The organism is Streptomyces sp. NPDC053474, assembly GCF_044544845.1.
Lineage (GTDB): Bacteria > Actinomycetota > Actinomycetes > Streptomycetales > Streptomycetaceae > Streptomyces.
Genome location: NZ_JBITXV010000022.1, coordinates 116,893 through 140,171 on the forward strand (window position 1 = coordinate 116,893; position 23,279 = coordinate 140,171).

General features: G+C 72.3%; 19 protein-coding genes. 12 read left to right on the plus strand and 7 right to left on the minus strand.

Annotated features, from left to right (window positions below):
• Positions 1-33 precede the first annotated feature (33 nt).
• Both ACIG3E_RS37105 and ACIG3E_RS37110 read right to left on the minus strand, forming a co-directional pair.
• A complete protein-coding gene (locus ACIG3E_RS37105; protein ID WP_399624798.1) occupies positions 34-486 on the minus strand; it encodes a signal peptidase I in 453 nt (150 codons plus the stop codon).
• A gap of 33 nt (positions 487-519) precedes the next feature.
• Positions 520-1,713: an FAD-dependent monooxygenase gene (locus ACIG3E_RS37110; protein WP_399624800.1), complete on the minus strand. Its 1,194-nt coding sequence runs from the start codon at positions 1,711-1,713 to the stop codon at positions 520-522.
• A gap of 121 nt (positions 1,714-1,834) precedes the next feature.
• Between ACIG3E_RS37110 and ACIG3E_RS37115 the strand changes: the two genes are divergently transcribed.
• The 7 genes from ACIG3E_RS37115 (at position 1,835) to ACIG3E_RS37145 (ending at position 10,145) form a co-directional block, all read left to right on the plus strand.
• Positions 1,835-2,551 carry a TetR/AcrR family transcriptional regulator gene (locus ACIG3E_RS37115; protein ID WP_399624802.1) on the plus strand — a complete coding sequence of 239 codons (717 nt, stop codon included), beginning with the start codon at positions 1,835-1,837 and terminating at the stop codon, positions 2,549-2,551.
• Positions 2,552-2,889: 338 nt separating this feature from the next.
• A complete protein-coding gene (locus tag ACIG3E_RS37120) occupies positions 2,890-3,666 on the plus strand; it encodes a DegT/DnrJ/EryC1/StrS family aminotransferase (RefSeq protein ID WP_399624805.1) in 777 nt (258 codons plus the stop codon).
• A 555-nt stretch (positions 3,667-4,221) separates the two neighbouring features.
• Positions 4,222-4,719, plus strand: a complete 498-nt coding sequence (locus ACIG3E_RS37125; RefSeq protein ID WP_399624808.1) for a hypothetical protein — start codon at positions 4,222-4,224, stop codon at positions 4,717-4,719.
• 110 nt (positions 4,720-4,829) lie between these two features.
• Positions 4,830-5,657 (plus strand): hypothetical protein, encoded by an 828-nt coding sequence (locus tag ACIG3E_RS37130; RefSeq protein WP_399624810.1) that lies wholly within the window; start codon positions 4,830-4,832, stop codon positions 5,655-5,657.
• Positions 5,658-5,924: 267 nt separating this feature from the next.
• A complete protein-coding gene (locus tag ACIG3E_RS37135) occupies positions 5,925-8,144 on the plus strand; it encodes an MMPL family transporter (RefSeq protein ID WP_399624812.1) in 2,220 nt (739 codons plus the stop codon).
• 7 nt (positions 8,145-8,151) lie between these two features.
• Positions 8,152-9,459, plus strand: coding sequence for a sensor histidine kinase (locus ACIG3E_RS37140; protein WP_399624814.1), 1,308 nt, complete (start codon positions 8,152-8,154; stop codon positions 9,457-9,459).
• The gene (locus ACIG3E_RS37145) at positions 9,456-10,145 is read left to right on the plus strand and encodes a response regulator (RefSeq protein WP_399624816.1); all 690 of its coding nucleotides are present in this window, start codon (positions 9,456-9,458) and stop codon (positions 10,143-10,145) included. The genes ACIG3E_RS37140 and ACIG3E_RS37145 overlap by 4 nt, the downstream gene beginning before the upstream one ends.
• A 38-nt stretch (positions 10,146-10,183) precedes the next feature.
• On the opposite strand, the gene ACIG3E_RS37150 is transcribed toward ACIG3E_RS37145, so the two are convergent.
• On the minus strand, positions 10,184-11,434 hold the full coding sequence (locus ACIG3E_RS37150) for an FAD-dependent monooxygenase (protein ID WP_399624818.1): 1,251 nt from the start codon (positions 11,432-11,434) through the stop codon (positions 10,184-10,186).
• Positions 11,431-12,867, minus strand: coding sequence for an MFS transporter (locus tag ACIG3E_RS37155; RefSeq protein WP_399624863.1), 1,437 nt, complete (start codon positions 12,865-12,867; stop codon positions 11,431-11,433). Before ACIG3E_RS37155 ends, ACIG3E_RS37150 begins: the two co-directional genes overlap by 4 nt.
• A gap of 503 nt (positions 12,868-13,370) precedes the next feature.
• On the opposite strand from ACIG3E_RS37155, the gene ACIG3E_RS37160 reads away from it, so the two are divergent.
• Together ACIG3E_RS37160 and ACIG3E_RS37165 are read left to right on the plus strand one after the other, a co-directional pair.
• Positions 13,371-14,285 (plus strand): alpha/beta fold hydrolase, encoded by a 915-nt coding sequence (locus ACIG3E_RS37160; protein ID WP_399624820.1) that lies wholly within the window; start codon positions 13,371-13,373, stop codon positions 14,283-14,285.
• Between the two features lie 106 nt (positions 14,286-14,391).
• On the plus strand, positions 14,392-14,871 hold the full coding sequence (locus ACIG3E_RS37165; RefSeq protein ID WP_399624822.1) for a hypothetical protein: 480 nt from the start codon (positions 14,392-14,394) through the stop codon (positions 14,869-14,871).
• Between the two features lie 34 nt (positions 14,872-14,905).
• On the opposite strand, the gene ACIG3E_RS37170 is transcribed toward ACIG3E_RS37165, so the two are convergent.
• A complete protein-coding gene (locus ACIG3E_RS37170; protein ID WP_399624824.1) occupies positions 14,906-16,102 on the minus strand; it encodes a cation:proton antiporter in 1,197 nt (398 codons plus the stop codon).
• A gap of 373 nt (positions 16,103-16,475) precedes the next feature.
• On the opposite strand from ACIG3E_RS37170, the gene ACIG3E_RS37175 reads away from it, so the two are divergent.
• The 3 genes from ACIG3E_RS37175 (at position 16,476) to ACIG3E_RS37185 (ending at position 19,786) form a co-directional block, all read left to right on the plus strand.
• Positions 16,476-17,204: a hypothetical protein gene (locus ACIG3E_RS37175; protein ID WP_399624826.1), complete on the plus strand. Its 729-nt coding sequence runs from the start codon at positions 16,476-16,478 to the stop codon at positions 17,202-17,204.
• A 297-nt stretch (positions 17,205-17,501) separates the two neighbouring features.
• Positions 17,502-18,824, plus strand: a complete 1,323-nt coding sequence (locus ACIG3E_RS37180) for an FAD-dependent oxidoreductase (protein ID WP_399624828.1) — start codon at positions 17,502-17,504, stop codon at positions 18,822-18,824.
• A 518-nt stretch (positions 18,825-19,342) separates the two neighbouring features.
• The gene (locus ACIG3E_RS37185; protein ID WP_399624830.1) at positions 19,343-19,786 is read left to right on the plus strand and encodes a hypothetical protein; all 444 of its coding nucleotides are present in this window, start codon (positions 19,343-19,345) and stop codon (positions 19,784-19,786) included.
• Between the two features lie 177 nt (positions 19,787-19,963).
• Here ACIG3E_RS37185 and ACIG3E_RS37190 read toward each other — a convergent pair whose 3' ends face one another.
• A complete protein-coding gene (locus ACIG3E_RS37190) occupies positions 19,964-21,529 on the minus strand; it encodes an alpha/beta hydrolase (RefSeq protein ID WP_399624833.1) in 1,566 nt (521 codons plus the stop codon).
• Positions 21,530-21,684: 155 nt separating this feature from the next.
• On the minus strand, positions 21,685-23,253 hold the full coding sequence (locus ACIG3E_RS37195; RefSeq protein ID WP_399624835.1) for a glycosyltransferase family 39 protein: 1,569 nt from the start codon (positions 23,251-23,253) through the stop codon (positions 21,685-21,687).
• Between the last annotated feature and the right edge of the window lie 26 nt (positions 23,254-23,279).

Genomic DNA, 23,279 nt, shown 5'->3' on the forward strand with positions numbered 1-23,279 from the left:
GGGAGGGGCCCGCCGTGCCAAGGTGGCCGTCCGCTACGAGGCCACCGTGCTGGTCGCGGCACTGGCCGCCGTGCCGGTCGCAGCGCTGAACGGCTTGCTGTGATCAGCAGCAACCTCGTCCCCATCGACCACCTTGTAGCCGGGGACCGAGGGCCAACGGACCGTCAGTACCACGGACTCCTCCTCCGCGAACCAGGAGTGGTCCACGCCCCGGCCCCACACGACGTAGTCCCCCTGCCGGGCCAGGAGAACGCTGCGACCGGGCAGTTCCACCCTGAAGCGCCCACTGATGAGGACCAGCAGGGCGGTGCGCTCTTCGCCGGTCACCCACTGAGCCCGCTCGTCGCCCTGCGGGTGGACGCCCCATTTGATCTCCACGTCCTCGCTGTGCCGAGGATCGGAGGTGTCCTTGAAGTGCCCCAGCAGCCACCCTCGGTCCAGTGCCGCGTCCTTGCCCGCGTTGCCCACGTACACGTTGTCGGTCATGGCTCCGGAAGGTAGCAGCGATCACCTGGGCACTTACCGGCCGACGCGGCTGTCGTCGACCTGATAGTCGGGCAGAGTCACCGTGCTGCTGACCCTTTGGCCCAGCTTGAGCATGCCGTTCAGGAGGAGGCGTCGGGACAGCAGGGTGTTGCGGAGGCGCAGGCCGGTGCGGGTGGCCGGGGCGAGGAACTTTCCGGTGCGGTCGCCACCGGTCTGGCAGCCCTCGGCGTACGTGCGGAGCCTGCTCTCGTAGCGGGTGAAGGCCGCCCGGTGATCGCCTCGGGCCCGCGCGAGTTCACCGGCCAGGACGTACGCCGCGACCACCGCGGTACCCGTGCCCATGCCGCCGATGGTGGCCCCGCAGGCGGCGTCGCCGACGAGGCACACGCGCCCCCTGGACCAGGTGCTCACGTCCGCCCGGCTGATCGAGTCGAAGTACAGGTCGGGGGCTTGGTCCAGGGAGGCGAGCAGGCGCGGCACCTCCCAGCCGAGGCCGGAGAACGCGTCGTGGATGAGGCGCTTCTGCTGTGCGGTGTCGCGGCGGTCGTACGACAGCTCCGGCGCGGCGAAGACGAAGAACGCCCCCGCTTGGGAAGGGTCCCGATGGTCGGCGCCGACCGAGGCGAGCCGCCCCGGCACGTTGTACCCGACGGAACCCCGGCCCAGGCCCAGGGTGTTGGGCAGCCGCCAGGTGGCCGCGTAGTACCCGAGGTGGCTGACGTAGTTCTCCTCGGACCCGAAGACGAGGCGGCGGACGGCGGAGTGCAGTCCGTCCGCGCCGATGACCAGGTCGAAGTCGCGCGAGACGCCGCTGTGGAAGTCGGCCCGCACGCCGGAGGAGGTCTCGGTGAGGGCGGCGATCGAGTCGCCGAAGACGTACTCGGCGCAGGGGGCGCTGTGGTCGTGGAGCACGCGGGCCAGGTCTCCGCGCAGCACCTCTATCTCGCCACCGGCGAACTCGGCGGGCAGGTCGAGGAGCGTACGGCCGCGTTCGTCGACGAAGCGCATCGGGCTGCCGCCGGTCTGGACGCGGCGCAGTGCGGGCAGCAGGCCCATGCGTTGAAGCACGGTCAGGTGCGCTTCGCCGCGGAAGTCGACGGCCTGGCCGCCCTGGCGCAGGGCCGGGGCCACCTCGACGACGGTGGGCCGGAAGCCGTGGCGTCCCAGCCAGTAGGCCAGGGCCGGTCCCGCGATGCTCGCGCCGGAGATGAGGACGTTTTTGGTCATGGTTTGTCTTCCGCTCGAAAAACTGTGTCCGTCGGATACTGAGGCTTACTGTGTACTCTGGATACAGTTGATTGCGCAAGGCAAGGCGAGGCAGAGCCCGGCAAGGCGGGAGGCGGCAGACATGGGTGAGGGACACGCCGAGGTGGTGCGACTGCTGTGGGGGCCGCACCCCAAGCCCGCGCGCGGACCGAGGCCGACGCTCGACCTGAACCGCATCGCACGGGCCGGGGTCGAGATCGCCGACTCGGAGGGCCTGGCCGAGGTCTCCATGCAGCGCATCGCCGCGAAGCTGGGCGTGACCAAGATGGCGCTGTACCGGTACGTGCCGGGCAAGGCCGAGCTGGTCGCCCTGATGGTCGACGCCGCGATCGGCCCCTACCCGGCGCAGAGGGCGCGGCCCGGTGACTGGCGCGAGCAGCTGGAGGAGTGGGCCCGCCAGCTCCTCACGGTCTTCCGCGGGCACCCCTGGGCGCTGGACGCGACCGTCGGGCCGCGGCTCATGGGGCCTGGTGAGCTGTCCTGGCTGGAGCGTGCCGTGTCCGCCCTGGACGGCACGGGGCTGAGCGGCGCCGAGCGGATGGACGCGGCCGTCCTGCTGGTCGGTCACGTACGCGGCATCACCCAACAGGCCCGCGCGGCAGGCCCCGCAGGCAACCCCGAGGCCCAACTGGGCTTCCTCCTCGGCGATGTGATGCGTGAGCACGGCGAGCGATTCCCCGCGCTCACCGCGGCCCTCACCTCGGCCACCGGGTCCGGTGGGCAGGACCAGGCCTGGGAGTTCGGCCTGCGACGGATCCTGGACGGCTTGGCCGTACTCATCGACGAGCGCGCACGGTGACCGTGCGGGTCCCTCCCGGCTGGTGTGCCCGGGCTACGGCAAGCCGCCGCGACTGCCGCCGGTGGCGCGGTCGGCGCGGCGGGCATGGCGGTCGGGATCAGCGGCGCCGCCGCCCACGACCAGACGCTGCGGCTCCACGGCGAGGGCCAGGTGGCCTCCCCGGGGATCGCGTGACGATGCAGCCATCCGTTACGCTCCGGCCGCCACCGCGCCAGGGGCTCCGGCACGCGTGAGCCGGGGCAGCCGCTTCCTCCGAGGGTGGGTCTTCGGCCACCCTCCGTATCGCGCGGCGGAGTCCGTCCGGGCGGGGCGGCAGGCAGGTGGGTGCGCTCGGCACGATGAGCGGGGCCAGCCTCAACGGCTCGAAGACCCTCTCGGCGCTTGGCGAGGGCGGGCTGTTCGCGCCCCGGGACGAGGAACGGTTCAGGATCGTCCGGCGGGTGCTGATGTTCGGCGAGGAACTCCCGGGCCAGGGGCGGGACTACAACGCCCGCATCATGGGCTGGAACTACCACATCGACGTGCTCGCCGCGGCCTTCGCCCGCTCCCAGCTCCGCCGCCTCCCGGAGATGACCCACGCCCGCGAGGCCAACCGCGCGGCGCTCACCGCGGCCCTCGCGGGAGTGCCGGGTATCCGCCCGCCGATCGTCCCGGAGGGCCGTACGCACGTCTGCTTCTTCTACCCGCTCCTGGTGACGCCGGAGGAGCTCGGCCTCGACCCCGACGACGTCCCCGTGGAGGCGCTGCGCGACGCGCTCGCGGAGGCCGTGCACGCCGAGGGCCTCGGCATCATGCGCTGGCAGCCGCGGCCGGTCCCCGCGCAGACCCTCTTCCAGGACCTGCGCGGCTACGGCCGGGGCTGCCCCCCAGGAGTACCCGGTGAGCGAGGAGATCTGCCGCCGCAGGCCGGTCCTCGGGCAGAGCTTCGGCTCCCTGGGCCCTGCCTCTGGTGGGCGGCCTCGTGGCCCGGTACGGCAGCCGCACGGTGCTCCGCGTCGGCATGGCCCTCTACCTGGCGGTGCTCACCGGGCTCGCCTTCGCACCGGGGCTCGCCCCGCTCACGGCGGTGCTCGCGCTGTTCGCGTGCGGCAACACCGCCGTCGACGTGGCGATGAACACCCAGGGCGTCCTGGTCGAGCGGGCGTACGCGCGCCCGGTGCTCGGCGGCTTCCACGCGATGTTCAGCCTCGGCGGCACCGCGGGCACGGGCTTCGCCGTCTTCTCGGCCGGGATGGTCGCCGGACGGCTCTCCGTCGACCGCGTGCGCTCCCGCGTCGGTACGACCCGCTTCACGCTGGGCTGCGCGGCGGTCGCCGGGGCGGGCGCGCTGATCCCGGTCGCCTCGCCCACGGTCCTCGCCGGGTTCCTCGGCTACGGCCTCCTCGGCCTGGGCATGGCCGCGGTCATCCCCCCTCATCGGCGCCCTCACCGAATCCACCACCCTGCGCACCGCGATGCTGGTCCTCCCGGTGCTCATGGCCACGATGGCGGTCATCGCCACGCGGCTGCGGGGCCGCTGAGCACTCAACGGGCGTCCCCACCGCGGAGGGCGGGGCTCCGATACCGGGGCACCGCCGTTCATAGGCCCCGGACCAGGTGTTTAGACTGCGGCGCGTACGAACGTCGCGGCGAACGTGCCGCGACCGAACGACTCTTTGGGGGAACTCCACGTGCGTATCCGTACGGGGGCGGCTTCGGCTGCCCTGGCCACTCTGCTCGCTCTCGGCGCGGCCGTCCCGGCCCAGGCCGCCGGTTCCGACGCGCCGCGGTACCGCAGCGTCGCCTCCGCGCAGTCCGCCCGCGCCGGCTCCGGCGTCGGGGCGTTCCAGACGCTGGGCGACAACGTCCACTTCTCGCACACGGTCCGGGGCCACATCAACGCGCACGGCTGGTGGAAGAACCTCAGCGGCCCGGCCCGGGGCGTCAAGGCCAAGGTCACCGTGTGGCTCCAGGTCAAGCGCGGGGGCGAGTGGAAGACCCTGGCCACGGACGTGAAGAACGTCTACTCCGGCGGTGGCAGCGGCAAGCGCGCGGCGGCCGCGTACAAGTGCACGTACAACGTGGGCCAGTACGACTTCCGCAGCGTCATCGACGTCGACCTGATCGGCTACCCGGACGACAGCCACAAGAAGATCACCGCGACGCAGCGGCTCGGCTGCGGCCTGTGAGCAACGGCTGAGACGGTGCCGGAAGATAGTCTTCCGGCACCGTCTGCCGTTCTTGCCGCCTTTCTGCCTCTCCGCCTCTCCGTCTTTCCGCATCGAGGGAGTGCCCGCCTGTGTTTCCCCCCAGCGTCGTCGTCGGCCTGCACGGGACCCTCCAGCGGCATCCGTGGTTCGACCGGGTGGTCACGCGGGACGCCGACGCCGAGGGCTCCGTCGAGGAAGAGCTCCTCTTCCTCGCCGTCGACCGGGCCGGTTCCTACGGCTGGCGGACCGTGGGCGGTCTGCTCCACGAGGACGGCGAGGTCACGGCCGAGCACGAGCCCACCGCGTGGGCCCACGAAGACGTCGGCGGTGACTGGACGCAGGACGGTGAAGTGCGCCAGCTGGCGTGGCTGGGGGCAGGTGTCCACATCGACCCGCCGCGCCCGGGGCTTCCCGTCCGGCCGATCGCCCTGGTGCTGTCCGACACGCTGGCCCGCGTGGGCACGGTGACGTTCACGGGCCTGCACGCGCTGCTGCCGTTGCAGGCCACCGAGCGGGACACCGCCTTCCACCAGATCGAGCTGGCACCGTGGTTCGACCTGGCCGATCCGGACGCCCGGCACGAGGTCCTTGTGACCGTCTCCTGCCGCCCCGGCGCGGGCGGAGCGGCCGAGCCCGACACGGCGGCCCTGCGCGAGGCGGTGCGGGAGAAGGCGCAAGGGGCGGTGGACATCGCCCCGTCGGTGGCGGAGGGCAGCCTGCCGGGCCTTGCCCTCGATCTCGACCGGTCGACGCACACCCATGGGATGCGCGAGGTGCTCCGCTTCGGCTGCGCCACGCGCGAGTGGTCGCCGGACGTCGCGGTGTGGCTGGTGGAGATGGTCGCCGAGGCTCTGCGGGAGGCGGGGAGAGTGGCGCCGACGGTCGTCACGGTGTCGCTGGCGGCCCTGCCCGCGTAGCCCGATCCCGGCTCACGCCCGGCAGCCGAGTGCCGGGCACGGGCGTCGGCGGCCGCCCCGGAGCGCACCGCGGCCCGGCCGCTGAACTCCAGGTCGACCCCCACCCCGTAGTGCACACGCACCAGACCCTCCGGCCGCCTGATCCGCCTGCACCAGGGCAAGACGGCAGCCGGAGACGATGCTCCGCAGGACACCGCAGGCAAGTGTGGGAAGTGCGCCGATCGCGCGCGTTTCCCCTTGTCTAGCGGTGTCTGGAGTGATCAACAGGTGGCGACATCTCTCTACCGGGTCGGACGGTGGGCCTTCCGGCGGCGTCGGCTCGTGGGCGGGCTCTGGCTGGCCGCCCTGGTCCTCGCCGGGCTCGCCGCCGCCCTCGCGCCGTCGGGGGAGGACGAGGACCTCTCCATGCCCGGCACGGAGTCGCAGAAGGCGTTCGACCTGCTCGACGAGCGCTTCCCGCAGGGCAACTCCCAGGGCGCCGAGGCCCGTCTGGTGTTCCGGGCCCCGGACGGGCAGCGGATGACGGCCAAGGAGAACAAGGCGGCCGTCACGGACGCGCTCGGCCTGCTGGACGAGGGCGACCAGGTGGCGTCGGCCACCGACCCCTACAAGACCGGTGCCGTCAGCGAGGACCGCACCATCGCCTACTCCACCATCACCTACACCGCGGACGCCGTCGACCTGACCGGGCCCACGAAGAGCGCCCTGGAAGGCGCCGCGAGCCAGGCCCGGGACGCGGGCCTGACCGTGGAGATCGGCGGCTCGGCCCTGGAGTCGGAGGAAGCGCCGGGCGGTACGACGGAGATCGTCGGCGTGGCGGTGGCGGCGGTGGTCCTCGTCCTCACCCTCGGCTCGCTGGTCGCGACCGGTCTGACGCTGCTCAGCGCCTTCACGGGCGTGGCCATCGCCTTCGGCCTGGTCTCCGCCCTCGCCGTGCCGCTGGGCCTGACCTCCACCGTCGCCATCCTGGCGCTGATGCTGGGCCTCGCGGTCGGCATCGACTACGCGCTCTTCATCACCTCCCGCTACCGCGACGAACGCGCCCGGGGCAGCGAGCCGGAGGAGGCCGCGGGCCGGGCGGTCGGCACGGCCGGATCCGCGGTCGTCTTCGCCGGGGCGACCGTCTTCATCGCCCTGGTCGGCCTGGGGGTCGTCGGCATCCCCGAACTCACCAGGATGGGCCTGGGCGGCGCGGGCGCCGTGGCCCTCGCCGTCCTCGTCGCGCTGACCCTGGTCCCCGCGCTGTTCGGGTTCCTCGGCCGCCGGGTGCTGTCCCGCACCGCCCGCAAGGGCGCCCGGCCGGACAGCGACTCCGCGGGGATCGGCACCCGCTGGGCGCGGTTCGTGCTGCGCCGTCCCGTCGCGGTCCTGGTGCTCTCCGTCCTCGGTCTCGGCGCCGTCGCCCTCCCCACGCTCAGCCTCGAACTCGGGCTGCCCGGGGACGAGTCCAAGTCGGTTCAGACCACCCAGCGCCGCGCCTACGACCTGCTGTCAGAAGGCTTCGGCCCCGGCTTCAACGGCCCCCTGACCGTGGTCGTGGACATCTCGGAGGACGCGGACCCCCGCGCCACCACGGACCTGGTCGTCAAGACCGTACGAGCCGTGGACGGGGTCGCGTCGGTCGGTGATCCGGTGCTCAGCCGGACCAAGGACACGGCCGTCCTCACGGCCGTCCCGCGGACCGCGCCGAACAGCGGCGAGACCAAGGACCTGGTGCGGGCGCTCCGCGGCGCGGTCTCCGACGTCGAGGCCGACACCGGCGCGGGCGTCCTCGTCACCGGCAAGACCGCGCTGAACATCGACATCTCCGAAGCCATGGCCGACGCCCTCATCCCGTATCTCACCGTGGTCATCGGCCTGGCCGTGCTCCTGCTGACGGTGGTCTTCCGCTCGGTCCTGGTCCCGGTCAAGGCCGCGCTCGGCTTCCTGCTGTCGGTGGGCGCCGCCTTCGGCGTCGTCGTCGCCGTCTTCCAGTGGGGCTGGGCCGCGGACCTGATCGGCATCGAGCAGACCGGACCGGTCATGTCGCTGATGCCGATCCTCATCATCGGCATCGTGTTCGGCCTCGCCATGGACTACGAGGTCTTCCTGCTCACCCGCGTGCGGGAGGCCTACGTCCACGGAGCGTCGCCCGGCGAGGCCGTCGTCACCGGCTTCCGGCACAGCGGCCGCGTGGTGGCCGCGGCGGCCATCATCATGATCAGCGTCTTCGCCGGATTCATCGGCATGAGCAGCCCGACCATCCAGACGATGGGCGTCGGCCTGGCCTCCGCCGTCGCCTTCGACGCCTTCGTGGTCCGGATGGCCATCGCCCCCGCCGCCCTGGCACTGCTCGGCCACCGGGCCTGGTGGCTGCCCCGTATCCTGAACCGCGTGCTGCCGACCGTGGACATCGAGGGCGAGAAGCTGAGCAGACACGCCCCGGCGCCCCCGACCGGGCCGGACGCGGCGGTGTCGCCGCTGCCTGTCGGCCGCCACCGGTACTGAGCCGGTCATGACGAACTCAGATGGCGGCGGCCCGCGTTCCCGCGGCATGTGGCGGCGGGAGACAGCGATCACGGCGACGGCGTTCGCGCTCTGCCTGCTCGGCGGCGTGCTCCACGTCGACGACACGGCGTCGGCGCCGCCCGCCGCCGCCTACCTCATCGCGGTGGTGTCCTGTGCCGTACTTCCCCTGCGGCACCGGGCACCCCTGGCCGCCCTGGCGGCCACCACCGCGAGCGGCATGCTGGTGCCGCCCCTGGGCCTCCTGCTGACCCCGCTCATCGTGGCCCCCGCCGTGATCGCCGCGTACGCGTACGCGCTCACCGTACGCACCGAACGGCGCGCGGAGAGCGCGGTGCTGCTCCTCTCCGCGCTGCTGCTCGTCGCGCCCACGCCGTTCTTCGAGCACCTCTCGGGGCAGGACGTGAGCAGGATGGGAGCGGTGGCGGCGTTCCCGGTGGTGGCGGGCGTACTCGGGCACTCGACGCGGAACCGACGGGCCTACCTGGCAGCCGTGGAGGAGCGGGCCCGGCGGGCCGAGGAGACCCGGGACAGCGAGGCGCGCCACCGCGTGGCCGAGGAACGGGTGCGCATCGCCCGGGAGTTGCACGACCTCGTGGCCCATCAGATCACCCTGGCCAACGCGCAGGCCACCGTCGCCGCCCACCTCTTCGACGCCCGCCCCGAGCAGACCCGCACGAGCCTGCACGAGCTCGTCGAGACCACCGGCCACGCGCTCGACGAACTGCGGGCCACGGTCGGCCTGTTGCGCCAGTCCGGGGACGCCGCCGCGCCCGCCGAACCGGCGCCCGGCCTGTCCGACCTGCCCACGCTCCTGGAGTCCTTCCGCCGCGCGGGCCTGAAGGTGTCGGTGTGCCACGAGGGCACGGCCAGACCGCTGCCCCCGGGCGTGGACCTCACCGCCTACCGCATCGTCCAGGAGGCCCTGACCAACGTGACCAAACACGCCGGTACGAGCAGCGCGCGGGTGCGCCTCGCCTGGAACCGCGATCGCGTGACCGTCACCGTCACCGACGACGGCGGGGGCGCCCGCACGGCACCCGCCACGGGGCGGGGAGCGTCCGCGACGGCGGACCGCGCGCCCGGCTACGGCCTCATCGGCATGCGCGAACGCGCCACCGCGGTCGGGGGCCACCTCTCCGCGGGCAGCCGCCCGGACGGCGGCTTCCTCGTCTCCGCCCAACTGCCCCTCCCGCCCGCGAAGGACACGACGCCGATGCCTGACGGAGCGACACCCCCCGAGCAACGGACAGCCGACGGCCGTACGGGCGACGCGGAGACCGGGGGCGCGCCATGACGCTCCGCGTGCTGCTCGCCGACGATCAGGCCCTGCTGCGCGGGGCCTTCCGGCTGCTGCTCGACTCCGCCGACGACATCACCGTGGTCGGCGAGGCCGCCGACGGCAGGGAGGCGGTGCGACTCACCCGGCAGCTGCGCCCCGACGTCGTGATCATGGACATCCGCATGCCCGAGGTGGACGGTCTCACCGCCACGTCGCAGATCTGCGCCGACCCCGAACTGCGGGCCAGCCGCATCCTGATCCTCACCACGTACGAGACCGACGAATACGTCGCCCAGGCGCTGCGCGCGGGGGCGGGCGGCTTCATCGGCAAGGGCATCGGGGCCGAGGACCTGCTGTCCGCCGTGCGGACGATCGCCGACGGCGAGACCCTGCTTTCGCCCGCCGCGACCCGCTCCCTGGTCGCCCGCTTCCTGGCCACACCGGACGACGCCCCGCCGCGCGACCCCGAACGGCTGGCCGTGCTCACCCCGCGCGAACGCGAGATGGTGGCCCTGGTCGCGACCGGCCTGTCCAACCAGGAGATCGCCGAGCAGATGTTCCTCAGCCCCTTCACCGTCCGCGCCCACGTGCAGCGCGCCATGACGAAGCTGGAGGCCCGCGACCGGGCGCAACTCGTCGTCATCGCCTACCGGACGGGTCTGGCCCAGGCAGCCCCTGAAGGCGGCGCCGCCCCCGGCTAGGGCGGCGCCGCCTCCCGTTCCGCGAAGCCCCCCTCAGATCACGGCAGCGGGGCGAACGCGGGCAGTGTCAGGGCCGAGTGGGCCGGTGGCGCCGTCACCGAGGGCAGGGTGGCGAGGTTCCGCAGCCTGGTGTCGCGTTCCTCCAGGGCCCGCGCCGTGGTGGGCAGGAGCGCGGCCGCGCCGTTGCCGACCAGCGCCTGGTTCATGGTGACGTACGTCCGCAGGTCGCGTTCGTACGCGGCGAAGGCAGCGGTGTGGTCCCCGTACGTGGCCAGGGAGTGGGCGAGCACGTAGGCGCCGGCCAGGGCGAGGCTCGAACCCTGGCCGGTGAGGAACGAGGGCGCGTACGCGGCGTCACCGACGAGCGCGACCCGGCCCCTTGACCAACGAGGCATGCGGATCTGACCGGCCGTGTCGAAGAACAGGTCGCCCGCGTCACGCATCGCCTTGACCATGCCGGGGACCTCCCAGCCCGCGCCCGCGAAGACCGCGGCGACCAGGTCCCGCTGGGCGCCGGGGTCGCGGAGGGCGTCGAGCGGCGGCTCCGGCCGGTGGAAGACCAGGAAGGCGTGCAGCTCGTTGCCGGACCCCACGGCGTAGAGGGCCGCGGCCCTGCCCGGGGTGTTCCACATCATGAGCTCGTGGGAGAGCCCGAAGGTGTTCGGCATGGTGAAGACGGCGAAGGCGTAGCCGAGGTAGTGGTGGAACTGTTCCTCGGGGCCGAACAGGGACTCCCGGGTCTGGGAATGCATGCCGTCGGCGCCGATCACCAGGTCGAACGTGCGCTGCCGCCCGCTGCGGAACGTCACGTCCACGCCGCGTCCGCGCTGGTCGAGGGCGTCGATGGCATCAAGGGTGTCGAGGGTGGCGATGGAGTCGCCGAACAGGAACTCCACGTCGTCGCGGACCAGCGCGTGGAGGACCGCGGCCAGATCCCCGCGCCGCACCTCGAGGTCCTGCCCCTCGACACTGCCGACGACGGCGTGCGGGCCGAGCGAGGCCACCTCACCGCCGTCGGCGTCGAGGAAGGTGAAGCGGCGCGAGTCGATGTGCGCGTCCCTCAGCCGCGGCAGTATCCCCATCCGCCGGACCACCTCGATCGCGCTGCCGCGGATGTCGATCGGGTAACCCCCGTCGCGCAGCGAACCCGCCTTCTCCACCACGGTGACCGCGCATCCGGAGCGGTGCAGCCAGTACGCGAGGGCGGGTCCGGCGATGCTGGCTCCGGAGATCAGTACGGTGCGCTTCGCGGTCGGACTCACGTGGGTCGACGGACCGGTAGACATCATGCCTGGGTTCCCTTCTTGGCGATACGGATCCTGGTGATGCGGACGACGAGCAGTGACAGCGCGGCGACGAGGCCGGAGACGGCGAAGCCCGTGGCGAAGGCCGATTCGGCGGGCAGCCCCATCGTCGGGTCGGCCCCGGCGTCGAGGATCGCGCCGCCGATCTGGACGCCCAGGGCGATTCCGATCACGCGGGTCACCACGAGCAGACTGGTGGCGATGCCGGTGTCCTTGGCCTCGACGGCGGTGGCGGCGCCCGCGAGCAACGCCGTGGTGGCGATGCCCGCGGCGAACGCGGTCAGCGCCTTCGCGAGGACGAGCTGCCATGCCGCGCTGTGCAGCGACGCCAGGGCGATCATCGTGGCCGCCGTGACGACGGTGCCCGCGACGACCACGGTACGCGGACGGAAGCGCCGCGTCGCGATCCCGCCGACCCAGTCGCTGACCGCCCCGGCGACGGCACCGGGTAGCAGGAACAGGCCGATGTCGGTGGTGCTTGCGCCGAAGCCGTACCCGTCGGCCGGTACCGCGAACAGCTGCGGGAGCAGGAAGAGCACCATCCCGGAGCTGGTGGTGATGATGAGGGTGAACACGCACGCGTTCCACATCGCGGGCCGGGCCAGCATGCGGAGATCGACCATCGGCGAGGCGGCCCGGCGCTCGACGGCGACCCATCCGGTCGCGAGGACGGCCACGGCCACCGCGAGGGCGCCGACCGCGAGGGGCGGGAGGTCGCCGCTCGTCACCTTCACGAGCCCGATCATGAGGGTGAGCAACGTGCCGCTCAGCAGGACCGCACCGGGCCAGTCGACCCTGCTGTCCGCTCGGACCGGCTCGTCGTGCGGCATCACCCGGGCCACGACCGCCGTCGCCACGACGACAGCGAGCGTCGGCAGCGCGAACATCCACTTCCAGGACAGGCCTTCCGCGACCGGCCCCGCGAACAGCGTCCCCACCATGCCGCCGCCCGTGAACAGCGCCATGACCAGGCCGATCGCCATCTGTGACGCCCCGGCCGTGAGATGTGTGCGCACCAGGATGAAGGAGAGCGGCAGCGCGCCCACCATGACGCCCTGGAGCACCTGCCCGAGTAACAGCACTGGCAGGTTCGGCGCCAGACTGGCCACCAGACCACCGGCCGAGACCACGGCCATCAGCCGGACGAGCACCCGCTTCCCGCCGTAGCGGTCACCGAGCTTGCCCGCGAGGGGCGCCACGACCGCACCGGTGATGAGCAAGGTGTTGGCGACCAGCGCTCCTTCAGCCGGGCTGACACCCAACTCCCGCTGGAGCAGCGGGAGCGCGGGGTCGAGGACCGACTGGAGGGCGCCGAGGGCGAGCGCGAGGATGCCGAGGGCGCCGAGGGCGCCGAGGGACAGCCTCCCGATGCGCGCCGATGCCCCGCGCGGAGGGCCCGTTCGCTCGACCTCACCCATGGCCTCGGCGCGGCGGGTGCCACGGACCGCGCTGCCCCGCCGGGCCGAACCGCCCGGCAGCGCAGCCGACTCGGCCAGGGGCGCTCGCCGCGCCGTGTCGTCCGTACCGTCGAGAAATGCCGCCACCTGTCGATCACTCCAGACACCGCTCAGCCAAGGGGAACCGCGTGGGATTCACGCGTTTCCACCCTCGCGGGCGGCGCCTTGCGGGGCATCGTCTCCCGCCGCCGTCTCGCCCTGGTGCACGCGGACCAGCCGCTCGGGCGTTCTGGTGCTTGGGCACTACGGGGTGGGGCTCGAGCGGGGGTCCGGGAGCGGGGGCACCGCTTCGAGGCAGCAGCGGAGGCCCCTACAACCTGTGCTACGGCCTCCTGCGTCTGTAGTCCGTGTGCCTTCCTGTCCTCGGCAGGGCATGACGCAGCAAGCCCCGCCGCACAGAAGCGCACCGCACTGCCGCCGCCCGCCCCGGACAGCCGTACCGCCGCCGCATCGAGGAGACGTCCGTGCCCGAGATCCCCTGCACCCCCGTCGGCCTGCCGCGGCCGGACGGCGCCCGCCTGGCCCTGTACCTGCGCGGGCCGCGCGACCCCGATCTGGTGCTCATCCTGGCCCACGGATGGCAGGCGACCTCTGGCATCTGGGACAAGACCGTGGAACAACTGGTCCGTCCCACCACCCTCGTCGTGCGCTACGACCAGCGTGGACACGGCCGGTCCACCACCGGCACCGCCCGACCGGCGATGTCTCTGCTGGCCGACGACCTCCAGGCGGTCATCGCCGCCACCGCACCCGGGGACGTGCCCGTCGTCCTGGTCGGCCACTCCATGGGCGGCGCGGCGGCGCTCACCCTGGCGGCGGCCCATCCCGGGCTGTTCGGGGACAAGGTCATCGCGATGCTCCTGGCCGCCTCCAGCGGCGGCGGCCTCGACCTCGCTGCCGCTGGCTACCCGCTTCGGACGCGCCTGATCGGTCTGCTGCGCCACGCCATGGCCAGCATGTGCATCCGTGCCCCGGGCATGGCGCTCCGCCTGCACAACCTCTGGCAGCCGAGGCTGAGCACGCAGCCGCCCATGGATGTCGCCGCCCGGTGGTTCAAGGCGCTGATGCGCCACGACGTCACCGAGCTGGAGGCCCTGCGGCGTATCCCCGTACACATCCTGGTCGGGGAGGACGACCCCACGATCCCGCCCGCCCACTCGCACCGCCTGGCCGAACAGATCCCCACCGCCCGGCTCCACGTCGTGCCGCGCGGCTGTCACCGTCTGCCCACCCGCCATTCGTCGCACGTGGTCTCCGCCATCGAGCTCACCTGCTCCGACGGGCTCCGCCAACTCCACGACGGCCTGTCACCCTTGGCCGAGCCCGCCGACATCGCGACCGGCCCGGGCCCGGCGGAGGTCCACACGCCGCTCGCGTGAGCGGTCGTGACCCAGGAGGTGTGAGGGAGGAGTGCTGTGGCGGTGGCGGGGAGAGTGACCTAGCGTCGATGGCATCACTCGACATGAGCAGGAGGGCCGCTCGCACATGGCTGTCCATCGGGTTGTCACTCTCGCCTTCCGCGATCCCGGACAGTGCCGGGTCGCCTACGCCGACGCCCTGCGGCTACCGGGGCTGCGCCAGGTCGCGGTCCTCGAACGTGCGACGGACGGCACGCTGGACGTGCCCCTCGGTGAGAACACGGAGGTGGGCGAGGCGACGGTCGGTGCCGGTGCGGTGGGCGGGCTGCTCGGCCTCGCCGCCGGTCCGCTGGGCGCGCTGCTGGGGGCCACGGCGGGCGCCGCGCTCGGCAGCACGCTGGAGGCGCAGCGCGAGGGCGAGGAGTATGCCGCGATGATCCTGCTCAGCGCGGACGTGGAGGACGGCACGAGCCTGCTCGTCCTGGACCTCAAGGAGGCGGCCGAGGGGCCGGTCGACGAGCTGGCGGCCCGCTACGGCACGGCGGCCCGGCGCGAGGACGCGAAGGACTTCGCCGCCCGCGCCCGTACCGCGTGGAAGAACGCCTGATCCCGGCCCTTCCCGGTGGGCCGCCCAAGCGGTGTCACTGGATCGGCTGCGGGGTGCGCGCGAACCTGCGGGCGACGGGCTCTTGAGTGATGCCGTGCAGCGCGACGCTCAGCAGGACCGTCGTACACATCACGTGGATGATGAAGGCGCCGTCGTCCGGCGGCAGTTGGATGGAGGCCAGTAGGGCGAAGACGATGGACGTGACGCCGCGCGAGCCGAGCCAGGCGATGGCCCAGCGTTCGGTGCGGGGCAGGTCGGTGCCCGCCAGCGAGGCCATCACGGGCACCAGGCGGGCCACGGTCAGGGCGAGCAGCCCGTACAGGACGACGCGCCCGGAGACGCCGTCGGCGAACGCGTCGGTGGCCATCTTGCCCAGGGTGAACCACACGGCCAGGGCCATCAGCTCCGAGACCTCGTGCACGAGCCCGAGGTTGTCCCCGTCGACCGCGTGGGCGGTGGTGGCGTACCACAGGCCGGTGACGAAGGCCGCGACGAAGCCGTTGCCGCCCGCGGTGGTGGCGACGGCGTAGGCGAGGAACGGCAGGGCGAGGCTCGCCGTGCGCAGCGCGGCGGGACGGGCCCAGCCCTCGTCCCGCGCCCGCCGGACGAGCCAGGCGGCCCCCACCCCCAGCAGGCTGCCGACGACGACGGCGAGGAGCGCGCCCTTGACGACGCTCCAGAGCAGCTCCGCGAAGGTACTGCCGTGCGCGGTCGCCAGGTTCGCCACGCAGAACAGGAAGAGGGGTGAGATGAGGCCGTCGTTGAAGCCGCCCTCGATGTTCAGCGCCGCCCGCACCCGCAGCGGGACCCGCGCGTCGCGCAGGAATCCGGCGATCGGCGCGAGGTCGACGGGCATGACGACGAGCGCGGCCACCGCCAGGAGCCACCAGCTGGTGCCGGGCAGGACGAGGGCGCCCAGGAGGGTGGCCAGGGCGACGGAGGCGGGCAGCGCGATGCCGAGCAGACGGCCTTCGCCGACAGACCTGCCGAGGCGTTCGTACTCGCGGGCCTCGGTGGCGTCCATGAACAGCATCACGGCCAGCACGATCTCGACGGCCACCTCGAAGCTGTGCGCCTCCAGGTCGAACGGCACGGCCGGGTGCGGGCCACGGGTGAGGACGGCGCCCGCCACGACGAAGGCGATCGGCGCGGTGATGCTCCATCGCGCCAGCCGACGCGAGACGAGGGACCAGAGGAACAGCAGCGACAGCACAACGATGAAAGCCGGCACGACAACCCGCAGCAGAGGACGTGAGGGAACTCCCATGAACAGGGATGACCAGTCTCGGGGCCGCCGCCCTGGGAGGAGGGATTGACACGCCCTGAATGCCGTGGGCGGCGAAGTTCGCCAGCGCGTCCCCTGCCCGCGACGCCTCGGCGTCGGAGGTCAGGCCCTTGCCGCGGCAGTCGGTGACCAGTACGGCGGTCGGGGCCGGTCGCTGTGGCGCATGGCCTCGACTACGGCCGCCATGGCCAACGGCCCTCAGGAAGCATGAGTTCGGACCACCCGAAGCTGGCCGGACCGCCGAGGAGCAGGACAACGCCGTCGGCCGGTGGCGCCCAGGGTGCCAGGGCGAGGCGGGAGCGCTGCGAGGAGCGGGGTCATGGCGGTGCACACTGCGCTGGCCACGGTGACCACGAGCGCGTCGCCGACGGTGAGCGCGTCGCCGGGACGAGGTACACCAGCGCTGCGTGTTCTTCGCCATGCGGGCCTGACCTTGGGGTTTCCGGGCTGGGGCGCGGGCCTCAGAGCGGTCGAGCTGGCGACGGGTGCGCGCTTCGACGCCGCCTGGGTGCAAGGCCCGCATCGTGCGGTGAGGATCGAGCCCGTTCCGGACCACCTGCTGCCCCAAGGCCTCATCGATTCGCCGCTGCTCAAGCGGCAGCCCTTCGCGGGCTACCGGGCGGACCTGGGCCCCTCGCTAGGGCGGATGCGCCGCCACGCGTTTGACCTGGCCCTGGCACACCTCGATCTGCGTGAACACCCGCTGGCCCTGGCAGCCCTCGAGGTAGACGGGCTCGAGGCCGCGACGAGAGTCCGGCTGCGCGACGGACTCGCCGCCACACGCGACACGTACCTGTCCCACGCCCATGCGCGGGCCGAGGCGGACGACGACTTCGTACCCGCGTGGGAGAGTCCTTCCCAGCTCTCCTTCCGAAGGGCCGCCGTGTTCAGCGTCCTGGCCGAGTGTGTGGCCGCCGACTTGCCCGCGGGCTGCCTGCCGGACATCGTCAGCGATCTGGCCACGGTGGTGGTGGGGGACAGCGCACGCGTTCAGGAGTTCCGGAGGGTTGAGCACGTGCACCCGGCAGCCCTGCGCGGCCTTCGATGAACTCGCCGGGGCCGATTCCGGTCGCGAAGGCGTCGTCGACGCGTCGGCTCGCCGGAGGTGCCGCCACGGGAGGTGTCGCCAAGGGTGGCCGAGCCTGACCGGTCCAGGCGCTGCCACCTCGCGCCCCAGTGGCGATCGTGCTGTCCTGGTGGGGCCTGGAGCTTGCGGGTGGGACCGATGAGGTCCGCGGGTGGGGGAGTGACAGCGGACAGACGCTGGTCGTGAGCTTCAGGATGTGCCGGAGTGCCGCTTCACCTGCGTACTCCGGGATGAACTGGCGACTGCAGAGGGGGGAACATGCGGCATGTGGTGGTTCTGGGGGGAAGCATCGCCGGACTCACGGCGGCGCGCGTTTTGAGTCAAGCGGGCGTCCGCGTGACGATCGTGGAGCCGGATGGCCTCTCCGGCGGCCTGCGCCCCGGCGTTCCACAGCGCCAGCAGCTTCACGCACTGCTCGATAGGGGGCGAACTCAGCTGGACCGTATGTTTCCCCATCTCACCCGGGACCTGGTGGCTGACGGCGCGTCACTGGGAGCGGGCGATGAGATCGAGATGTACACAGCGGGGGCGCGCAAGTCCGGGGTACCGGGCAATGAACTGGTCGGCGTGACAAGGGAATTACTAGAGTCCCACATACGTCGGCGCGTATCCGCCGACAAGCACGTGACCGTGGTGCGGGGCAAGGCCTGTGGGCTGGACTTCGCCGGTCCTCGGGTCTCCGGAGTCCGCTATGGGGAGCCGGACAGCGGGGTCGTCCGAGGGCTTCAGGCCGATGCCGTCGTCGACGCGATGGGCCGCTCCAGCCGCTTGCCGACGTGGCTGGAGCAGCACGGCTGGGAGGCCCCTCCGCTGGAGCGGATGCGGATCGACCTGGGCTATGCCACAGCTCAGTTCCGCAGAGGGGGCGACCTGAGAGACCTGAAGATCGTGCACGCTGTCCCGGACACGGCGGCCTCGCTCGCGGAACTGGGGGACACCGGTGCCCTCGCGGCCGTGGAGAACAACCAGTGGATGGTGCTGATCGCCGGATTCGGCGACAGAAAGCCGACGCGCGACCCCGACGAGTTCCGTGAGCGTATGCGGCGCATCGGGCCGCGCCCCTTCCGAGTGATCGCGGAACGTTGCGACATGCTCACCGACGTCACGACCTACAGCATGGCGCACTCCCAGCGCCGCCGATTCGCCAAGCTGAAAGCCCTGCCCGGTGGGCTGTTCGCCGTCGGTGACGCGGTGGCTTCCTACAACCCCGTCTACGGACAGGGAATGACCTCAGCCGTGCTGCACGCCTCGTGCCTGGCGGCCCACTTACGCCGAGGTCACGACCTGCGAGACCCCGCGTGGGCGTACTTCGAGCACCTCGCGGTCTTCGTGGACGCGGCCTGGGACCTGTCGACCCTCTCGGACCTTGCCCTTCCGCATGTGACCGGGCCCTACCCGCCCGGCTATCCGATCACCAGGAGGCTCTTCAACTGGATCAACCGAGCCTCCATAGCCGACCACCGGGTCAACGAAGTACTGCTCGACGTGGTGAACATGAAGACGCATCCCTCCGCCCTGCGATCACCACGCTTCCTGGCCGACGTCGGCCGCGCACTGCTGCCTATGGCCGGGTATCGCTGACCGAGCGTCCCGGTAGAGCCCGAGCGGCACGTACGGCAGTCGTGGTCCGCTGTATCGCACCGCCGACACGCCGACCGCACGTCGGCTGTGTGCATGCCACACGCCGGATCTGTAGCTTGACCGCCGCGGCATCGTGATCCAGGGCCTGTCAGACCGCGGCGGGCCCGCGGCACTGTGGTGGGGCGTGCGAAAGAGCGCGATGTGCCGGGAGCCGGGCCACCCGCAATCGCCTTCCCACTTCTTGAGCGGTCAGACCGGCTGACCTGCGGTAACGCTGAAGTCGTCGGCCCATGCGATCTGCAAGGCCGGGGGAGCGGACCGTGGTTCGCCCACGATGGAAAGCCTCGCTCCTCGGCGTAGGCGTCTGAAAGAGCTTCCTACGCCTCTCTGGAGTACGACAGGCACAGACGGGGCCTCGCACAGTGCAGAGTGGGGGGGGGTGTCAAGCGACGGAAGCCGCACGCATAGTGCCGGGATGACAGAGGTGACCCACCGTCGGCTGTGCCGCACAGCCCTGCGTGCGCGTGCTGAATTCGCTCACCGGAGTACCCAACTTCGCCGCCCTGTTCGTGTACTGCCTGATGACACGCCGCTGTGAGGCCGCCGTGGGCAGCCGCGCCCTTGTGGTCACCGATCTCGGGGACGAGCGCCGGGTGTTGGTCATCCATCCGCTCCGGCCGGGCCCCGGCGATGACACGGTGGCTGACGAACTCACCCGCGTGGTCACCGCTCTGGTACCGGGCACATCGCTGGGCGGCAGTAAGGCGTACGCGATTGCGCTGACCGCCGACGCCCTGCGAGAGGCGGTGCTCGCACAGTGTCTGGCTGTTCACCAGCCCGGCTCGATCGCCATCTCCGCCCACCGCGCCGACCTGGTCACCCTGCTGGAGCCGCTTGCCGCGCAGCGCTGGGCTGAACCGGGTCTCCCACCACGGGATGCGGTGACCGCCGTGCTCTGCTGACCACCGCCACGATCTGGCCTGCCTGAGCGGCCAGCGTGACCCGCAGTACGCCCTGCACGTGCTGACCGGTCAGCCAGGCATCACCGATATCCGTACGTCCAGGCCGCGCTAGCCGCAACACGTCGGCTCCCCTTGGATCAGGTGCGGAGGCACCCGCACGCCCGAGCCAGCCGCCGGTCAGGCTCCCAGACCAAAGGGCGGCGGCGCGGACGACGGCTTGCGGGCGTCGGGCGTGGCCCGGCAGGTGACGTCAGCGCGGGGGAGCTTCCCGGTAGTCAGGTACGCGTCGACGTGGTGATCCGCGCAGGCGTTGCGGGTGTCGGTGTAGAACCGGACGCTGTGTCCTTCGCCCCCGCGAACCGTGACGAGGCGCGAGCCCTTCAGGTCGCGGTGCAGGCTGAGTGCGGAGTCCAAGGGGGTCTGCGGGTCCCACTCGTTCTGCACGATCAGCGCGGGGACGCGGTTGTTGACCGGCCCGGCGGTTTCCGCGGCCTTGGGCCAGTACGCACAGGGGGTGATGCCGGAGACGAAGTCCCCGTACAGCGGATAGCGGATCGAGTCACGGACCACGTCCCGGCGGTACGTCTCGGCGTCGCGCGGCCAGTCGGCGCCGTCCGCGCACACCACGGCCCACCGGCTCACGGCCGTATTGTCACTCGGAGGTGCCGTTGGGTGTGTGGCGGGGCTGGGCGGGACCGACTGCCCCGAGGCGGCCTTCTTCAGCTTGACCACCAACTCGGCGCTCTGGCGTACCTTCACGAACTTCGCTCGCATCAGGCCGCGTATCCCGGCGCCGTCGTACGCCACCCCGTCCAGCTCGATCCGCTCCCGCTCCGCGTGCTTCACCAGGCTCCAGAAGGTGGCACGGACCTGCTTCGGTGACTCACCCAGGTGGTACACAGAAGCGCGCTCGGCGGTCCACTTCGCCCACCGCGCGAACGCCCGCTCCGACGACGGAGCCCAGATGCGGTACATGCCGCGCCACATCCGACGTGAGTCGATGGCGCTGTCGACGACGAACCGGTCGGCGCGCCGGGGGAACAGCTGCATGTAGGTGGCGCCGAGAGCGCTGCCGTACGAGAGGCCGTAGTAGCTGAGCTTCTTCTCGCCCAGGGCCGCGCGCATCACGTCCATGTCCCGTGCGGTGTTGCGGGTGGTGAGGTGCGGCAGCAGACCGCCTGCCCGCTCCCGGCACGCGCGGGCCACGTTCTTGGACCAGGCCGTGTTCGCGTCGAATTCCTGTCGGCTCCGGTTGGGGCGGGGGAAGGTGAGGTCGGTGCCGCCGAGTCCGCAGGTGACGGGCGTGCTCTCGCCGACTCCGCGGGGGTCGAAGCCGATCAGGTCGTAGCGCTCGGTGACCCGCTTGGGCAGTTCCTTGGCGGCCATGTCCGGGAAGTCGAGCCCGGGCCCTCCAGGGCCTCCGGGGTTGAAGGTCATGATGCCTCGCCGCTTACCCGGTACGCTCGTCTTCGCCCGGGATATCGCGATCTCGATGCGTTCGCCGCCGGGTCTGTGATAGTCGAGTGGCACCTTCAGCGTGGTGCACTGGAGCGTGGCGGGCAGGTCTGCCGCACAGGGCTTCCAGGAAAGCTTCTGCCCGGTGAACGGGGCGAGTTGGTGGGCGGCGGGGCCCGCGGCAGGCGCGGCCGAGGCCGACTGGAGGGCTAACTGGGGAACGAGCGCCGCCGTCACGCCGAGCGCGAGCAGCGGCGCGAGGTGGCGGCGTCGTGCGGGGTGGGCCACGGAACGGTCCTTCCGGTCGGTATAGGTGTGCGGATCAAAGGATGTACCAGCCCGGTGGACGCCCGCTCGGCGACCCTGCCCTGGAAGCGCCAACTCCGGTACGCCGTACTCGATGCGCGCGGGGGCGCGCCTCCCCATCGACCTGACCCCGGCGGTCAGCAGAGCCCCGGGTGGGCGTAGAGAACGATGCGGGCCCCGTGGACGCGGCGGGTCGCGCACGGCTCGAAGTACCGTGCCAGCACGTGCCGCTTGACGATCTCGCCCGGTACCGCGTCGACGGGCTGTCCGGCGGGATCGGTGACCACGACGACGCGGCTCTCAGTGAGCAGACGGGCGCGTAGGACGCCGGGGGCGACCTCGGTGCCGTACAGGGTGTGCGAGGCGGCCGGGCGCCGGTCGAGGGCGATGTCGCGCAGCCCGTGCGCGGCCCACGGGTAGGGCAGTGACCACACGCGGCGGCGCAGCGGCAGGTAGAGCACGGCGTCGCCGGGTGTCCCGATGGCGCGCAGGGCTCGTGCGGCCGCCGTGGTGTCGTCGACCCGGCTGGCCGGGGTCCGCTGGTCGAGTGAGACCGGAACCAGCGCCGTGGCGGCGGCGAGCGCCACCGCCACCGTCCCGAGGGCGCGCCGTCGCGTGCCGCGCGTGAGGCGGTCGAGGGCCGCGCCGAGGAGGAGGGCGAGACCGGCTTGTCCGTACAGCACGTACCGGTCTACGTAGAGCGGCTTGACCAGGGAGGTGAGCCACAGGGCGAGCGGGGGCAGGATGAGCAGCGCGAGGCCGAGGACCGGCAGTGAGACGGGGGCGTGCGGCGTGGGCACGCGGTGCGGCCGCCCCCTCACGACCGCCGCCGCGAGCAGCGCGAGCACCCACAGGCCGAGCATCGGCAGTATCACGGACCAGCCGGGGCTGCCGATCCAGTCCACCTGTGCCGCCTGTCGGTGGCTGAGCAGTGCCAAGGGGGCGAGCCCGAGGACGACCGCCAGGGCGGCCACGGACCAGGGGCGCCGGGCCGTGCGGGGCAGCGCCACGGCGTGTGCTGCCAGGGCAAGGGCCGCGAACTCGTGTAGCAGACAGGCCAGCAGCATCAGCGCCCCGTACAGGGCCCATCGGCGTGGACGGCGCGTCCCGGCCGCACGTATCAGCGCGTACGTGGCCCAGACGACCACCGCCAGGACCATCGCGTACGACCGTCCTTCCTGCGCGTGCCACTGCACCAGGGGCAGCGGCGCGAAGGCCATCCCGGTCAGGAGCCCCGCACGCGGTCCTGCGAGGCGTCGGCCGAGGCACGCCACCCCGGCGGCGGCAAGGGCCGTCGCGGCCACGGACGGCAGCCGGAGCACCAGGAGCGGATCGGCCTCTCCGCACAGGGCGAAGAGGCCTCGCATGAGGAGGTAGTAGAGCCCGTGGACGGCGTCCGCGCTCCCCAGCGTGTGCCACAGGTCGGGCAGGCCGCGCCGGGCCATGTCGTAGGTGACGGCCTCGTCCCGCCACAGGGTGCCCTCGCGTCGCACGCCCCACAGGCCGAGGGCCAGGGACAGCAGGGCGCCGGGCGCGGCGACGGCCCACGGCGGTCTCCGCCGAGGGCGCGGGACCGTGTGACTCCGTAGGAGGCGGGGAGGGCGCGGCGAGGTGTCGACGGCGGTGATGGCGGGCTCCCAAAGCGCGAAGGAGGTGAGGAGAAACCCGAGTTCAGCCGCGTGCCGGTTGATAGGCAGCCCTGTCACGGGCCGCTTATCAATTGCTAGCGTCG

Bases quoted from the DNA above. Each gene is read 5' to 3' on its own strand.
- ACIG3E_RS37115 (WP_399624802.1), top strand. From the start codon at position 1,835: ATGGGTGAGGGACACGCCGAGGTGGTGCGACTGCTGTGGGGGCCGCAC.
- ACIG3E_RS37105 (WP_399624798.1), bottom strand. From the start codon at position 486: ATGACCGACAACGTGTACGTGGGCAACGCGGGCAAGGACGCGGCACTG.
- ACIG3E_RS37120 (WP_399624805.1), top strand. From the start codon at position 2,890: ATGAGCGGGGCCAGCCTCAACGGCTCGAAGACCCTCTCGGCGCTTGGC.
- ACIG3E_RS37110 (WP_399624800.1), bottom strand. From the start codon at position 1,713: ATGACCAAAAACGTCCTCATCTCCGGCGCGAGCATCGCGGGACCGGCC.
- ACIG3E_RS37140 (WP_399624814.1), top strand. From the start codon at position 8,152: ATGACGAACTCAGATGGCGGCGGCCCGCGTTCCCGCGGCATGTGGCGG.
- ACIG3E_RS37150 (WP_399624818.1), bottom strand. From the start codon at position 11,434: ATGATGTCTACCGGTCCGTCGACCCACGTGAGTCCGACCGCGAAGCGC.
- ACIG3E_RS37175 (WP_399624826.1), top strand. From the start codon at position 16,476: ATGGCGGTGCACACTGCGCTGGCCACGGTGACCACGAGCGCGTCGCCG.
- ACIG3E_RS37155 (WP_399624863.1), bottom strand. From the start codon at position 12,867: ATGGGTGAGGTCGAGCGAACGGGCCCTCCGCGCGGGGCATCGGCGCGC.
- ACIG3E_RS37165 (WP_399624822.1), top strand. From the start codon at position 14,392: ATGGCTGTCCATCGGGTTGTCACTCTCGCCTTCCGCGATCCCGGACAG.
- ACIG3E_RS37145 (WP_399624816.1), top strand. From the start codon at position 9,456: ATGACGCTCCGCGTGCTGCTCGCCGACGATCAGGCCCTGCTGCGCGGG.
- ACIG3E_RS37180 (WP_399624828.1), top strand. From the start codon at position 17,502: ATGCGGCATGTGGTGGTTCTGGGGGGAAGCATCGCCGGACTCACGGCG.